General features: G+C 57.1%; 17 protein-coding genes. 14 read left to right on the top strand and 3 right to left on the bottom strand.

Going from position 1 to position 14,996, the window contains the following annotated elements; translation table 11 throughout:
- The first annotated feature begins 10 nt into the window (after nt 1–10).
- From BTUS_RS06210 to BTUS_RS06220, 3 genes are all read left to right on the top strand, one after another.
- Nucleotides 11–754: a 16S rRNA (uracil(1498)-N(3))-methyltransferase gene (locus tag BTUS_RS06210; RefSeq protein ID WP_013075265.1), complete on the top strand. Its 744-nt coding sequence runs from the start codon at nt 11–13 to the stop codon at nt 752–754.
- 5 nt (nt 755–759) lie between these two features.
- Nucleotides 760–2,178, top strand: coding sequence for a tRNA (N(6)-L-threonylcarbamoyladenosine(37)-C(2))-methylthiotransferase MtaB (mtaB, locus tag BTUS_RS06215; protein WP_052300719.1), 1,419 nt, complete (start codon nt 760–762; stop codon nt 2,176–2,178).
- A 102-nt stretch (nt 2,179–2,280) separates the two neighbouring features.
- Nucleotides 2,281–2,700 (top strand): NUDIX hydrolase, encoded by a 420-nt coding sequence (locus BTUS_RS06220; protein WP_013075267.1) that lies wholly within the window; start codon nt 2,281–2,283, stop codon nt 2,698–2,700.
- A 28-nt stretch (nt 2,701–2,728) separates the two neighbouring features.
- Here BTUS_RS06220 and BTUS_RS06225 read toward each other — a convergent pair whose 3' ends face one another.
- Nucleotides 2,729–3,667 carry a Na/Pi cotransporter family protein gene (locus BTUS_RS06225; protein WP_013075268.1) on the bottom strand — a complete coding sequence of 313 codons (939 nt, stop codon included), beginning with the start codon at nt 3,665–3,667 and terminating at the stop codon, nt 2,729–2,731.
- A gap of 115 nt (nt 3,668–3,782) precedes the next feature.
- Between BTUS_RS06225 and BTUS_RS06230 the strand changes: the two genes are divergently transcribed.
- Entirely contained in the window at nt 3,783–4,967 is a 1,185-nt protein-coding gene (locus BTUS_RS06230; RefSeq protein WP_013075269.1) for a class I SAM-dependent rRNA methyltransferase, read from the top strand.
- A 74-nt stretch (nt 4,968–5,041) separates the two neighbouring features.
- On the opposite strand, the gene BTUS_RS06235 is transcribed toward BTUS_RS06230, so the two are convergent.
- Both BTUS_RS06235 and BTUS_RS06240 read right to left on the bottom strand, forming a co-directional pair.
- Entirely contained in the window at nt 5,042–5,746 is a 705-nt protein-coding gene (locus BTUS_RS06235) for an MOSC domain-containing protein (RefSeq protein WP_013075270.1), read from the bottom strand.
- Complete coding sequence (locus tag BTUS_RS06240; RefSeq protein WP_052300562.1) at nt 5,743–6,501, bottom strand: uracil-DNA glycosylase; 759 nt, start codon at nt 6,499–6,501, stop codon at nt 5,743–5,745. The genes BTUS_RS06235 and BTUS_RS06240 overlap by 4 nt, the downstream gene beginning before the upstream one ends.
- 228 nt (nt 6,502–6,729) lie before the next feature.
- Here BTUS_RS06240 and BTUS_RS06245 point away from each other — a divergent pair, with 228 nt between their 5' ends.
- From BTUS_RS06245 to BTUS_RS06290, 10 genes are all read left to right on the top strand, one after another.
- Nucleotides 6,730–7,377: a GntR family transcriptional regulator gene (locus tag BTUS_RS06245; protein WP_013075272.1), complete on the top strand. Its 648-nt coding sequence runs from the start codon at nt 6,730–6,732 to the stop codon at nt 7,375–7,377.
- A 194-nt stretch (nt 7,378–7,571) separates the two neighbouring features.
- A complete protein-coding gene (locus tag BTUS_RS06250) occupies nt 7,572–7,853 on the top strand; it encodes a DUF427 domain-containing protein (protein WP_013075273.1) in 282 nt (93 codons plus the stop codon).
- A gap of 20 nt (nt 7,854–7,873) precedes the next feature.
- Nucleotides 7,874–9,169 (top strand): ergothioneine biosynthesis protein EgtB, encoded by a 1,296-nt coding sequence (gene egtB / locus BTUS_RS06255; protein WP_013075274.1) that lies wholly within the window; start codon nt 7,874–7,876, stop codon nt 9,167–9,169.
- Nucleotides 9,166–10,167 (top strand): L-histidine N(alpha)-methyltransferase, encoded by a 1,002-nt coding sequence (gene egtD, locus BTUS_RS06260; protein WP_013075275.1) that lies wholly within the window; start codon nt 9,166–9,168, stop codon nt 10,165–10,167. The genes egtB and egtD overlap by 4 nt, the downstream gene beginning before the upstream one ends.
- A gap of 204 nt (nt 10,168–10,371) precedes the next feature.
- Entirely contained in the window at nt 10,372–10,869 is a 498-nt protein-coding gene (locus BTUS_RS06265; RefSeq protein ID WP_013075276.1) for a MaoC family dehydratase, read from the top strand.
- A gap of 78 nt (nt 10,870–10,947) precedes the next feature.
- Entirely contained in the window at nt 10,948–11,688 is a 741-nt protein-coding gene (gene fabG / locus BTUS_RS06270; RefSeq protein WP_013075277.1) for a 3-oxoacyl-ACP reductase FabG, read from the top strand.
- A 29-nt stretch (nt 11,689–11,717) separates the two neighbouring features.
- Nucleotides 11,718–12,131, top strand: a complete 414-nt coding sequence (locus BTUS_RS06275) for a Zn-ribbon domain-containing OB-fold protein (RefSeq protein ID WP_013075278.1) — start codon at nt 11,718–11,720, stop codon at nt 12,129–12,131.
- 13 nt (nt 12,132–12,144) lie between these two features.
- Nucleotides 12,145–13,287, top strand: a complete 1,143-nt coding sequence (locus tag BTUS_RS06280; RefSeq protein WP_013075279.1) for a thiolase — start codon at nt 12,145–12,147, stop codon at nt 13,285–13,287.
- A gap of 21 nt (nt 13,288–13,308) precedes the next feature.
- Nucleotides 13,309–14,523, top strand: coding sequence for a CaiB/BaiF CoA transferase family protein (locus tag BTUS_RS06285; protein WP_041303830.1), 1,215 nt, complete (start codon nt 13,309–13,311; stop codon nt 14,521–14,523).
- Between the two features lies 1 nt (nt 14,524).
- Nucleotides 14,525–14,995, top strand: a complete 471-nt coding sequence (locus tag BTUS_RS06290) for a MaoC family dehydratase (RefSeq protein ID WP_013075281.1) — start codon at nt 14,525–14,527, stop codon at nt 14,993–14,995.
- Nucleotide 14,996: the final 1 nt, after the last annotated feature.

Here is a 14,996-nt window from a genome sequence, read left to right on the forward strand (position 1 = left end):
AGGGAGGCGGGTGCAGCGATATCTCGTACCGCCTTCTTGTTTTGTTGGCGATACGGCCGTTCTCCGGGGCGAAGACGCGCACCACATTGCCCGGGTGATGCGCATGGTTCCGGGAGACCGGGTGGAGGTGGGGGACGGCTCGGGCACCGTGTGGACGGCTGTCATCGAGTCGGTGGGGGCCGGGGAAGTCCACCTGAGCCTGGAAGACTCTCTGGAAGAAGATGGGGAAGCTCGGCTGGAACTCGTGCTTCTGCAGGGTCTTCCGAAACATGATAAAATGGATCTTATCGTACAGAAGGCGACGGAGTTGGGCGTGGCCCGGGTGATTCCGGTGGCGGCGGCCCGGTCGGTGGTGCGGTATCAAGAGGACCAGGAAATTCGGAGGCTCCAGCGCTGGCGGCGCATTGCCAAAGAAGCGGCCGAGCAGGCCAAGCGTTCCCGCATACCGGAGATTGTGCAGCCGGTCTCCGCCGCTGAGGCATGGCGCTGGGCGGCCCAGGCGGACGTGGCCCTAATCTTCGATGAAAGCCGGCGGGGGCGGCCCCTGGCGACAGCCTTGGCCGGACACCCGGGCGTGGGGCGCATCTTCTTTGCGGTGGGGCCCGAGGGCGGTTGGGACCCCGGGGAAGTAGACGACGCGACCTCCCTGGGGGTGGAGCCGGTGCATCTCGGGCCGAGGATTCTGCGCACCGAGACGGCGGGGATCGCCGCCGCCGCGGCGATTTTGTATCATTATGGCGAATGGGGGAGATGAAGGTGGTGAACCGGGTCGCTTTTCACACCCTGGGATGCAAAGTGAATGCCTACGACACCGAAGCGATCCGGCACCTGTTTCGCAATGCCGGATATGCCGAGGTCCCCTTCGAAGATGAAGCGGACGTGTATGTGATCAACACCTGTTCGGTGACCAACGTCGGCGACCGAAAGTCCCGCCAGATCATTCGCCGGGCTATCCGAAGAAGTCCGGAAGCCACTATCGTCGTGACCGGATGTTATGCCCAGGTGGCGCCGGGGGAAGTGGCGGCCATCCCCGGGGTGGATTTGGTGATGGGCAATGACAGACGGGGACAGATTGTCGAGTGGGTGGAGAAGGTGCGGGAGGAGCGCCGGCCCTACCAGGTGGTTGCCAATGTTCGTCGGGTCCGGGATTTTGAAGAACTCGACGTCCCGGCTTTTGCCGACCGAGCCCGGGCGACCTTAAAGATTCAAGACGGGTGCAACAACTTTTGCTCCTTTTGCATCATTCCATTTTCAAGGGGGTTCGTCCGGAGCCGAAAGCCGGAAAATGTCCTCCACCAGGCCCGGCGCCTGGCCGAAGCGGGGTACCGGGAGATCGTGCTCACCGGCATTCACACCGGGGGTTACGGGGCGGATTTGGAGGGCTACACCCTGGCGGATCTTCTGGTGGACCTGGAGCGCGAGTTGGAGGATTCTGTTCGCATCCGCATCAGTTCGATTGAAGCGAGCCAGATTGACGAACGCATGCTCGATGTGCTGCGACGCTCGAAGCAGATTTGCCGTCATCTTCACATTCCTCTTCAGTCCGGCGATGACGAGGTCTTGCGGCGGATGAGGCGCAGATACACCGTGGCCGAGTACGCCGAGAAGATTCACCGGATTCGGGAGGTGCTCCCGGAGGTGGCGGTGACCACCGATGTTATTGTGGGATTCCCGGGGGAGACGAAGGAACAATTTGACAACACCCGGCGTTTGATTGAAGAACTGAAGTTCAGCCAGCTTCACGTGTTCCCGTATTCACCCCGGCGCGGCACCGCGGCGGCGCGCTATCCGAATCCAGTCCCCGCCGAGGTGAAAGAAGAACGGGTCCGGCAGTTGGTGCGTCTGTCAAAGGACCTGACCCTGGCTTATGCCTCGCGATTTGTGGGCAGGGTTCTGCCCGTGGTGGTGGAGAGTTCGGTTGAAGATCGGCGGGCGGAGGATGGGAACATGCTTTTTACCGGCCATGCGGACAATTATCTGGAGATGGTTTTTGCGGCCGACCCGTCGATGGTGGGCCAACTGGTGGAGGTGCGCCTGGAAGATCCCGGGGCCGAGCGATCCTTCGGCTCCGTGGTCCGGCAGATCCGTTTCGCCCCGCAGGAGGATGAAGAACTTGTCCGGGCTGACCGGCGGGGTGAGACAACCGGAGGTATTTTTCCCATCGCCGTGGAAGGCTAGCGGGTTTCGGTCCATGGGGTTCGGGAGCGTCGAACCGTCCGGCGGGCCTGAGGCCGGAAGGCCGATGCCGAGAACCGGGATTCGCAGGAGGGGTGAGTAAAGATGGAAATGGCCGCGGGGGGCGTGGTGGTTCGGCAGCGGAACGAGGCGTGGGAGATTCTGATCATCGATGACCGGTTTGGCCATGTCTCGCTGCCCAAGGGTCATCAGGACCCGGGGGAAACCCTGGAGCAAACGGCTCTGCGGGAGATCGAAGAAGAGACCGGGGTCCGGGGCGAAATCTTGGGAGCCATCGGCACAGTGAGATACTCTTACACCCGGCCGGATGGACAATCGGGGGAAAAAGAAGTGCACTATTACCTTGTAAAGGCGCGGTCCGAGGCGATTCGCCCCCAGGAGGAGGAGATCGCCGGGGCCCGGTGGGTGGAGGCCCAAGAGGCCCTGCGGCTGCAGCGGGAGAAGGGCTACCCCAACAATACCGCGATTTTTGAAGCGGCGCTTCGAAGCCTGAGCGACGCCTGAGGGTCCTGGGCGACGTTCGAGCGGCTTCTCAGCGACCGGGCGCTTTTCGGTCGAGAACCAGCCGTTCGATCAAGGCGGCGTAGGGCCGAGCCACGGGCAGGACCGCGATGGAACTGATGATGTTAAAGAAAGTGTGGGCGTTGGCCACCTGCAGAGCCGGCGTACCTCCGGTGTGTTGGATGAAGGCCGTGAAATATGGAAGAATGGGCATAAAAGCGGCTGCTCCTAAGACGTTTAGCAGGACGTGAGCGGCCGCCACTCGTTTTGCCGCCGTGGGGGCGCCGATGGAGGCCAGCACTGAGGTGACGCAGGAGCCCACGTTGTTGCCGATGACGATGCCGACGGCGCCGGAAAGATCCACCAGCCCCTGGCTGGCCAGGGCGATGGTGAGGGCCGTGGTGGCGCTGCTGCTCTGAACCAGGGCGGTGAGCACGGTGCCGCTGAGGACAGCCAGCCAGGGGTTGTCCGACGATTCCAAGAGCAGCCGGCGAAACCATTCGGATCGGCCGATGGGCTGCAAAGACAGGCTCATGAGTTTAAGGGCCATGAAAATCATCCCAAACCCGATCAAGGTGATGCCGATGTGGTGCCACAGTCTCCGGGAGGTCAGGGTCAGGAAGACGCCGGCCACGAGACAGGGGAGCACCAAGGCGTCCAGTTGGAGGGCGATGATCTGGGTCGTCACACAGGTGCCGATATTGGCGCCGAGGATGATCCCGATGCTGTCTGGAAAGGCCAGGGTCCCGGCCGCCACCAACCCGATGGTGATCACGGTGACCGCTCCGGAACTCTGGAGGAGGGCTGTGACGAGGGTGCCGGTGATGAGTCCCCGAAGCGGCGTCTTCACCAGTCGATTGAGGATGGCGGGCAGGTGGCCGGCGGCCAGGGGTTCAAGACCGTGGCGGAGCGTCCACATCCCGCCGAGAAATCCCACCAAACCCGCGAAAAGTCCAAACCAGGCATACATAAGATTGTCCTCCGGGACATCGTGATGGGACATGTATGTATATGCAGGACGTGGCCAAGCGTGAACCGGCGGGGATCAGAGCGGGCGTCGGCATTGTGGGGAGGTCACTTCGTTCATGGGTAGAGTCGTTCTTCACAAAGATCGGAAAAGGCGTCTGGAACGGGGCAGCCCGTGGATTTTTCGCGGCGAAGTGGCCCGGGTGGAAGGCGATCCGGCACCAGGGGACGTCGTCGAGGTGGTCAACCATCAGGGACATTTTCTCGCCAGAGGGTATATCAACCCGAGGTCTCAGATCCTGGTTCGGGTGCTCACCTATCGGGTCGATGAACCCATCGATGCCTCTTGGGCCGCCCGGCGGGTGGACGAAGCCCTGGCCTGGCGGGAGCGATTTTTGCCAGGGGTGCCAAGTTGTCGATTGATCTACGGGGAGGCAGATTTTCTTCCTGGACTCATCGTGGACCGGTTTGAAAATATTCTGGTGGTCCAGGTGCTCGCTCTTGGAATGGAGCGGCTCTGGCCCTGGATTCGCCGGGCCCTGGTGGATCGTCTGAACCCCCGAGGGATTCTGCTCCGGAACGATGTGCCGGTTCGGGGGAAAGAGGGCCTGCCCCTTGACGTGCGCGAAGACTTCGGCCAGGTGCCGGAGAGGGTGTGGATCGAGGAAAATGGGCTTCGTTTGGCCGTGGACGTGTGGCGGGGACAGAAGACCGGGTATTTTTTCGATCAGCGGGAGAATCGCCCGGCCATCGCCCCGCTGGTTCCCGGCGCCCAGGTCCTGGACGTGTTCACCCACACGGGGGCTTTCGCCCTTCACGCGTTAAAATTCGGCGCAGAGCATGTGGTGTGCGTGGACCAGTCCCGGGAGGCCCTGGATTTGGCCAGGGAAAATGTGGAGGTCAATGGCTTCTCCGGGCGGGCGGAGTTTGTGGAAGCGAACGCCTTTGATGAGTTGCGTGCCCTCGTTGACCAGGGCCGGCAGTTCGATGTTGTGATCCTCGACCCGCCGGCTTTTGCCAAATCCCGCTCTTCGCTGCCGGGGGCGATTCGAGGTTACAAGGAGATCAATCTGCGGGGGATGAAGCTGGTCCGGGACGGCGGCTTTCTCGTCACGGCCTCCTGTTCCTGGCATATGCACCGGGATCTGTTTCTCGACACCATCACCGATGCTGCTGTTGACGCGCGGAAAATCCTGCGGCTGGTCGAACTTCGGGGTGCGGCCAAGGACCACCCGGTCATTCACGGCAGCGAAGAGAGCAATTATCTGAAATTCGCCATGTTCGAAGTCCGGTCCAGGGGGTGAAAGCGACCATCTCAGCCGTAGATCGATTTCGTCCCCCGGTCCCACCCGGCGGCCCGGCGGAGCCGCCCTCGCCGTCAGGGTGTTTCCGTTTCAGGTTGGAGGCGGGCCCGGGGGTCGGGGTTGGTTCCGTCCTTAGCCCTTCGCCCCAGGGTCTTTTTCCAACTCTCAGACAGCGCCGGACAAGCGGCGAGTTCGGCAGCCGCCGCTCGGTCGTGCCGGCGGTGGTGCATGATCTCGTTGCACCGGGCCACCGTCCACTGGGGAAACGGGCGATCGACGAGGACCATCTCTTGTCCGGGTTCCACCCATCCCTCTTCCAGCACGCGAAAATACCACCCGGTGCGGCCGGTTTCCTCGGCCCGCTTGGGCAGATCCGCCAGGTTCCAGCGACGGCCGAGTTTCCAGCAGGGCTGTCGGGGTTGGGACACCTGCACCACCGCTTCACCGACGCGAAACGTATCGCCGATGCAGACCTCCGGCTCGGCCATGCCGGAGACGACAAAATTCTCTCCAAAGCCACCCGGCCCCATTTCGGATAAGCCCAGTTCTTCACGCCACAAGGGGTAGTGGGCGTACGCGTAAGCGAGGACGGCTTTGTCCGGGCCGCCGTGGTGCTTGAGGTCCGCTTGTTCATCCGCGGCGAGGTTCGTCCGGCCGAGCCAAACGGGCCCGGAGACCGGCTGTTTCAAGATTGCGCTGCGCCATGTCCGGCCCGCCTGGGATGGGTCGGTCATCGTCTTAACCCCGCCGATATGAATCGCCATGAGCAGTCCTTTCATCTACCACACCCCCTGTTTGTAGTCGCCGAGCCCCCGTGCCGGGCGCGGACGTGTTCTTCCCCCAGGATCTTGGTCAATTGAATCGAGAATTGCCGCTTGTGACCGTTGGCCGGATGTGCGACAGACCGATGGGCGGCACCCAGAAGCTTTAATCCCCAGTCGGCTTTGGCACCGACGGCAGTGATCTGGGCCGTGGGGAAAAGCTCGATCATCATGGCGGTGTAACGGGTGGCCCGTTCGATTTCCCCTTTTGTCGGCGTGCGGTTGCTGAGCGCCCCCTTTTTAGGATCATAAGGGTGAAGAGGGAAAATATTCCAACATACTACCTCAAAGGGGTTTATCCGATTCGTCAAAATGACTTCCCAAAGGATTGTGGCCGTGGGTTCGGCGAAACCATCCCGCTGTTGCCGGGCATTGAGTCCGGGGTGGTGAGGGTTACTGGTCCGTGCAAGAGATTCACCTTCCGAAACAAGGTGGATGGGGCGAACCACGGGATGCCTCCCCAGGATCATTCGCTCGGAGGTCAGCGGGATGCCGGAAAACCGCGCCCCTTGATACCCCACCCCCTCGGCGATGAGAAGATGGCGTGCCCGACCCAAACGAGGCCGCAGATATCCTTCCAGGTTCTGGCGGCGTATTGCCGGTGCTCGGCCATCTATGTCGTACACCCGATCAAATTCGGCCCACGGGTTAAACACGGCTTCTACACGTTTCTCCGCTTCAAGGAGGCTCAAAAATCTCGACAGGCTGACCATTCGACTCCCTTCCAAGACGTGCGGGGCGGCCAAAAGACTCAACAGTATTCTCGGTATTGACCTTCTCTTGGTTGGGATTATATCAGATCTCCTCAGGAAGGTGATACGACCCTCGGAAGACCCGGCTGCACAAAATGTTTGCGGAACAGCTGCCAGGTTCGTTAGGATAGAGACAGAGAGCAACAAATCTTGACGCTGAAGCACGAAGGCGAATGGAGGAACACAAAGATGGAACCCATCTCGGTGCAGCCGATGCGCGAGCAGGTGGCGGCGATTTTGCGAAAAGCCATTTTTTCCGGTGAATTAAAGCCCGGCCAAGAGCTGGTGCAGGAAGAGATCGCGAATCAATTGGGCATTTCCCGGATGCCCGTGCGGGAGGCTTTTCAAATCCTCCAGAGGGACGGCTTAATCAGTTTACAGTCCCACCGCAAAGCGGTTGTCCGGGTCCTCACCGATGATGAGATTTCAGATCATTACGAGATTCGCGCTCTGCTGGAAGGGGAGGCGGCGGCCCGGGCCGCGAAACACCCGGGGGACCACGAGGAGATTCTCTCGGCCTTTGAGGACACGGTCAAAATGGCCGACCAAGGTTCGACCTCGGAGTTCGTTTCTGCCAACGAAGCGTTTCATCGCTCGATCTGGGAGGCGAGCCACAGCCCTCGGCTGGTGATGTTGTTGAACCTGTTGTGGAACGGACTGCCTCCGCACCTGCCCGAACTGTTGCCCCAGCAGCCTTCCCGGTCTGCTCAAGAGCATACCAGGATCGTCGAGGCGATCCGCGGCGGAGATGTCACCGCCGCTCGGACTGCCATGAGGGAACATGTGCTGAGGAGCTTGGAGGATTTTCTGAGTTATCGCGTGTCGTTCAAGTCGTGAGCCGTGGTTGAAGGGGGCGGTCTGCTGAGCCCGCTTGGCATAGCGGGACTGGGCACAAAGAGAGCGCCACCCTGACATGCACATGAGACCGGATCGCCGCGAAAGGCCAAGGAAGAAAATTGAGCCTCACCCGCGTTGACAGGTTTGTGTGATGATGATAGAACATTTAAAAATATGATATGGAGGTATCGCCCATGCCGAAAGCCGTGTGGAAAGGTCGTGTACTTGCGGAAAGCGATCAAACTGTTGAGGTCGATGGTTACACCTATTTTCCTCCTGAAGCTGTTCGTACAGAATACCTTATTCCGAGTGAAACCACTTCCGTATGCCAGTGGAAAGGAGTCGCCTCTTACTATCACGTCAAGGTCGATAGTGATATCAATCCCGATGCGGCCTGGTCATACCGCAGTCCGAAGCCAGAAGCTGCTCGCATCCAAAACTGGATTGCATTTTGGCGCGGAATTGAGATTCGATAGGGCGAAAGGAGTGTATCGCCATGTCCGAACATGAGCACTGGGTTGAACGCTATCAGGCGGTCCGCGGTCTGACAGAATCGCTGTGTCTTCCTCTTGAACCTGAGGATTTTGTCATTCAGGTGTGTGAGGATGTGAGCCCGCCAAAATGGCATTTGGCCCACACCTCATGGTTTTTTGAAACCTTTTTGTTGATCCCGGAAATTGCGGGATATCGGCCCTATCACCCGTTGTACTCGCATCTGTTTAATTCCTATTACGAACAGGTTGGATCTCACATTGTCAGGACAGACCGAGGGCATTTGTCCCGGCCGACCTTGAAAGAGATCTACGCGTATCGCCGACATGTCGACATGCACATGGTGCAATGGATCCAATCTGAAAATCTGGAGGCAAAGGCCCACCTGCGCTCGATTTTGGAGCTGGGACTTCACCATGAACAGCAGCATCAGGAACTCTTGTTGATGGACATTAAGATGAACTTTTATTTAAACCCCCTGAAACCCTCCTACAGCACGCCCAACTCTCCCCAACCGCAGGTTCGCATCTCCCCGCATTGGAAGCGGATTCAAGGCGGGTTGGTTTCTATTGGCCACGATTCGGAGTCCTTCGCCTTCGACAATGAAACGCCGCGGCATCACGCATGGCTGAACGACTATGAGCTGGCGTCTCTCCCCGTGACCAATGAGGAGTTTCTTGAATTCATGGAAGCGGGAGGATATGAGCGGTCGGAGTATTGGTTGTCCGACGGCTGGGAGACTGTCCAAAAACAGGGATGGAATGCGCCTTTATACTGGGACAAGATTGAGGGAGAGTGGTGGGTTTTTACTTTGTCCGGGTACCAGAAGCTGAATCCGGATGAGCCGGTGTGCCACGTCAGTTTTTATGAAGCCGATGCGTTCAGTCGTTGGGCGGGGGCCCGCCTGCCCACCGAAGAAGAATGGGAGCACGCCTTTCGGACAGAATGGCCGTCCTTCGGTCATTTCTTGGAGAGCGGGACCTTTCACCCGAGACCGGCATCGCCTTCTCAACCTGTCGCACCGTCGCAGAGCACCGGGGAGCTGCTGCAAGGATTTGGCGATGTCTGGGAATGGACCAGCAGTCCATATGCGCCTTATCCCGGGTACAAGCCGGCTCATGGAGCTCTCGGGGAGTACAATGGAAAATTCATGAGCAACCAAATGGTCCTTCGGGGCGGGTGCTGCGTGACGCCCAAGGACCATATTCGCGCGACTTATCGCAACTTTTATCGTCCTGAAAAACGCTGGCCTTTTACAGGATTTCGCCTGGCGCGGGACATCAAGGAGGATCGGGTATGAAAACCAATTTGAGTGAGGCCGTTTGGCGGGCGACCGAGATTCCCAATCTTCAGGTGTACGACACCCATCCGGCCCATACTGAGGATCCGGCAGAAGTTTTACGCGGACTGCGGCAATCACCGAAAACGATTCATTGCAAGTATTTTTATGACGAGCGGGGGTCCCGCTTATTTAAGGAAATCACCTTGCTCGACGAATATTATTTGACCAGGACAGAAATGTCGATTTTGCGGGAACATGCCGAGGAAATCCTCGAACTTTCCGGATCTGCCCCCTGTCTCGTGGAGCTCGGGAGTGTGGACGGGGACAAGGCAGATATCCTGCTTGCCTCTGCCTCGGAGGGAACGGTTTACATACCCGTGGACATCTCCCGGGAAGAGCTGTGGCGGGGGGCTGCCGCTGTGGCTGAGAAGCACCGCCATGTACAGGTAAAGGCGGTATGCGCAGATTATACCCATTTTTCCCCATTTTGGCGGTCCGAAGAAAACCGAAAACCTGTGCTCCTGTTTTATCCCGGATCTTCCATCGGCAACTACGATCCGCCGGAAGCCATACAGTTGTTGCGCCGTTTCGCCTCGGAGCTGCTCAGGGGGGACGGGCTGCTGATCGGAGTGGACACGAAAAAGGAGAAAGAGGTGCTCTGGCGCGCCTACAACGATGCCCGGGGCATCACGGCGGCCTTTAATCTCAATGCTCTTCAACACATCAATCATACGTTGGGGGCCGATTTCCAGATCGAGAACTTCCAGCACCAAGCCGTCTATCGCGAGTCGATGGACCGCATCGAAATGTATCTCATCAGCCGGGTGGAACAGAGGGTTCATCTGGCGGGCCAGGCGATCCACTTTCAAGCGGGGGAGCGCATCCACACAGAAAACTCTTATAAATACACGGTTGAAGCGTTCCAACGCCTGGCCCTGGAAGGCGGGTGGGAGCCCGTGCGGGTGTGGACGGATCCCGAGGGTCTCTTTAGCGTCCACTATCTTCGCCGGTTGTGAGGCTGAGCGCCCCCCGCGGCAGATGTGGGCGGCAACCAAAATGAAAAAAGGCAAAAAATTGTGTCCTCGTTATTCCCGCATCAGATTGTTGAAGTAATATTGGATCCGATATAAAATATCTACGAGTGGCCAAAAGTGATCTTTCGCTGTGGATGTGGCCGCATGCTATGAACGTGAATCGGTTATGAATGAGGGGGTTGAGGGATGGGATCGATTTACGAAGAAGAGACTCGATTTGGGAAGTTTTTCGAAGAATTGGAGGTTGGTGCTACCTACAAACATTATCCGGGGCGGACGATTACGGAAGTTGACAACATATGGTTTAGCCTATTGACGATGAATCAGCATCCGCTGCACATCGACCGTCATTATGGTGCCAACACGCAACATGGGCAATGTTTGGTCGTCGGCACTTTGGTATTCAGTATTGCTGTTGGGCTGAGCGTTCGCGGTATTAGTGGGAAGTGTATTGCAAACCTCGAGTACGAACAAGTTGAACATTTGGCACCAACTTTCGTCGGCGATACCATTTACGCGGAGACCACGGTCTTAGAAAAAAGAGAATCGACCTCCAAACCTGATCGCGGCATCGTGTTGGTGGAAACTCTGGCGAAAAATCAACACGGCACTCCGGTTTTGCGTTTCCGCCGCAAAGTGCTCGTGCCCAAACGATCACAAAATGAAGGGATGCCGAGCGGTTGAATCTAAAAACGATCCGGGTTTCATTCTGCGCGATCCCCATGTAGAGCGTGAGTATGAATCCAAAGAGGAGTGAGTGTTATGGATCTGACAGGAAAAATTGCGATCGTTACCGGAGCGGCCAAGGGGATCGGGAGAGAGATTGCTTTTCTTTTGGCTAAACATGGAGCGGATGTCACGGTTGCTGATTTGGACCAAGAGGGAGCAGACGCAGTTGCAGAGGAGATCCGGTCTCTTGGTCGAAGATCGCGAGGAGTCCAAGTCAATGTCGCCAATCGCCCCGAGGTAACCGCCATGGTTCGGGACACGATTGAACACTTCGGCGACCTGGATATCCTGGTCAACAACGCCGGCATCACCCGGGATGCGATGCTTCATAAAATGACCGAAGAACAATTTGATGAAGTGATTGCCGTTCATATGAAGGGGACTTTCTTGTGTATGCAAGCGGCCGCCATCCATATGCGTGAAAAAAGAAAAGGCAAGATCGTCAACATCTCGTCCATCGCCGGGAAAGTTGGGAATATCGGGCAGGTGAATTACTCCGGAGCGAAAGCGGGGATCGTAGGTATGACCAAGGCCGCCGCTAAAGAACTGGCCAAATACGGAGTATGTGTCAATGCTGTTCAACCGGGATTCATCGACACCGACATGACGAGAGCCGTTCCGGAAAAGGTTCGTCAGATCAAGATTGCCGAAATCCCCATGGAACGGATCGGCGTACCTCTGGATATTGCCAAAGCTGTTGTTTTTCTCAGTTCCGATTATTCGGATTATATGACCGGGACCGTGCTGGAGGTTACCGGCGGTCGTTACATGTAACGGGTACGATGAGAACAGGAGGGATTTCTTTGGCGGAATACACAAAACCCTTGCCCGTAACCAAAGGAGTGGCATCGACATTTTGGGAGGGCCTTCGGGAAGAGAAATTTCTTTACCAACGCTGCAGAGGGTGTGGCCGGTCGGTGTTCTATCCTCGGGTTGTCTGTCCGCAATGCATGTCGGACGATCTGGTCTGGGAGGAGTCGTCCGGATTTGGCAATGTATACTCATATACGGTGGTTTATCGTCCTGTGGATCCGAGGTTTAAGCCGGATGCTCCCTATGTGGTTGCGCTGATTGACCTTGATGAAGGAATCCGGGTGATGGGCAATGTGGTGGGGCTTGACGACCCGGAGAATTTGCGAATGGGTCAACGGGTTCAGGTTGAATATCACCATGTTACCGATGAAGTGACCCTCCCGATGTTTCGGGTAGCGGAATAGGAGGTTCGCATGAATGAGTATCCGGGGTCAGGTTGCCATTGTCGGAGTGGCTGAATCGGACTTGGGTCACGTTCCCCATATGTCGGCGATCGACTTGATGGCCCAAGCCGCCAAGCGTGCGTTGGACGAAGCCGGGATCGACAAATCTGAGGTGGACGGATTGTTTTCAGCGTCGGCCTACTATTACATGCCGACCCTGTCCCTGGGAGCATATTTGGGCATTGTACCCAAGTATACCGATTCCACCACGATCGGCGGATCGTCTTTTGTCTCTCATCTTTTGCACGCGGCGGCAGCCATTCAGGCGGGGCTGTGCCATGTGGCTCTGATTTGCTATGGGAGCACCCAGAGGACCGATTCCGGGAAATTGGTCAGCATGTCGGAGATGAGCCCTTTTGAAGAACCCTTCGGGTCGATGTACCCGATCAGCTCCTATGCTCTGGCGGCACGACGGCATATGGCGCAATTCGGCACCACGAGTGAGCAGTTGGCGGAAGTGGCGGTGGCGGCTCGGCAATGGGCGATGAAGAATCCCAAGGCGTTCAAGAGAGATCCCATCACGGTGGAGGACGTATTGGCCTCGCCGATGATCAGTTCTCCACTTCATAAACTGGACTGCTGTTTGGTGACGGACGGCGGCGGCGCCGTCGTCATGACATCCGCAGAAAGAGCCAAGTCCCTGAAGAAAAAACCTGTGTATCTGTTGGGGGCCGGCGAGGCGCATTTCCATCGTTCGATTTTGGAAATGCCGGATCTTACGGAGACGGCGGCGAAGATTTCCGGGCAAAGGGCATACGAAATGGCCGGGGTTAAAGCTTCCGATATTGATCTGGTCATGTTATATGATGCGTTTACCATCAACGTGCTTCTGTTTCTTGAGGATCTCGGCTTTTGTAGGAAAGGAGAAGGAGGGGCATTTGTTCAGAACGGGCGGATCGCGCCGGGGGGCGAACTCCCGGTGAATACGAACGGCGGCGGACTTTCCTATTGCCATCCGGGTATGTTAGGAATCTTTCTGATTATCGAGGCGGTGCGCCAACTGCGGGGGGAGTGCGGGGATCGTCAGTTGGCACAATGTGATGTGGCCCTTGTTCACGGCAACGGAGGAGTCTTATCGAGCCAAGTTACGGCGATACTGTCCCGAGAACCTGATTAATGGGATGGAAGAAAGAAGAGGGTGAACGGGTTGTTTCCTTTAACGGGGGTTCGAGTACTCGATTTGAGCAGGGTTCTGGCCGGACCTTTTTGCACGATGATCTTGGGTGACCTGGGTGCGGACGTCATTAAAGTCGAAAGCTTTGACGGCGATGAAACACGGCGGTACGAGCCGGTCGTAAACGGGGCCAGCTGTTATTTTCTTGCATTCAATCGCAATAAACGGAGTATAGCTGTAAATTTAAAGACTGAATCCGGCCGGGAAATTGTACGACGGCTCGCGAGAGAAGCCGATGTGCTGGTCGAGAATTTCCGATATGGAACGATGGAAAAATGGGGGCTCGGTTATGAGACCCTCAAGGCCGAAAATCCTGGGTTAATTTACTGTGCCGTCAGTGCTTTTGGTCGAAGCGGCCCTCTCAAGGAACTGCCAGGCTACGACTTGATGATGCAGGCATTCAGCGGGCTGATGTCGGTGACCGGAATCGAAGATGGACCGCCGGTTCGGACCGGGTGGTCGATTACCGACTTAACAGCAGGAATGTGGGCGGCCATTGGGATTTTGAGTGCGTTGTTTGAAAGAAAAGCGACTGGGGAGGGGAGAATGATCGAAACCAGTCTCTTCGAAGGCCAGCTCGGTCTCATGACGTATTATGCCACGACATACTTGATTACGGGCGAGGTTGGGAAACGCTTGGGGGCTTCTCATTTCAGCATTGCCCCCTATCAAGCGTTTGAAACAGTCGATGGGTACGTCATCATCGCTGCGCCGAACGACGGTTTGTTTGCGCGATTATGCAACGTTCTCGGTGTTCCCCAATTGGCTGAACAAGACCGGTACAAGACCAATGCGCTTAGGGTTCAGCATCGCAGAGAACTGGCCGAAGAGTTGCAAGGGTTGGTAGGAGCGTTTACAACGGAGAAACTGCTTGAACTTCTGCGGGAGGCCGGAGTTCCCTGTGCGCCCATCCACACGATTGACCAGGTGCTGCAGCATGAGCAAACCCTGGCGCGGGAGATGGTTGTGACGAGTGAATACCCCGGCATCGGTTCGTTTCGCATGACACGATCTCCCTTGCAGCCACCGGCCGAGGCCCACAAGACGGTGAGATTGCGTCCTCCGTTGCTCAGTGAGCATGCCGAGGAGATCTTAGCTTCTGTCGGGTATGCTGACAAGGATATCAAACTTCTGCACCAGGAAGGTGCAGTGCTGTTACCGAAATCAGGGGGTGTTTGATGTGGGTCTTTACTTTGAAGATTTCAATGAAGGAATGGAAGTTGTGTCCCCCGGTCGAACGGTGACCGAGGCGGACATTACGAATTTTGCAGGGTTGTCCGGTGACTACAACGAAATACACACAAACGAAGAATTTGCTGCTCAGACTCGATTTGGGCGGCGACTTGCCCACGGCTTGCTTGGGTTATCGATGTTGACAGGACTCATGCAGCGTACGGGGATCATGGAAGGTACGGTCATTGCACTGCTTGGGATCAACAACTGGAGATTTGTGAAACCGGTGTTCATCGGCGATACGATCCATGCTCGTATGATCGTGACAGGGAAACGAGAGACTTCGAATCCTGCTCAGGGCATTGTCTTTCGCAAATTTGAATTGATTAATCAAAGAGGGGAAATCGTGCAGGAAGGTGAAATGCCGGTGATGGTACGGCGGAAAGGATCGGCAAGAGCGGCAAAGGAGGATGTGTAGT

Source organism: Kyrpidia tusciae DSM 2912 (genome assembly GCF_000092905.1).
Lineage (GTDB): Bacteria > Bacillota > Bacilli > Kyrpidiales > Kyrpidiaceae > Kyrpidia > Kyrpidia tusciae.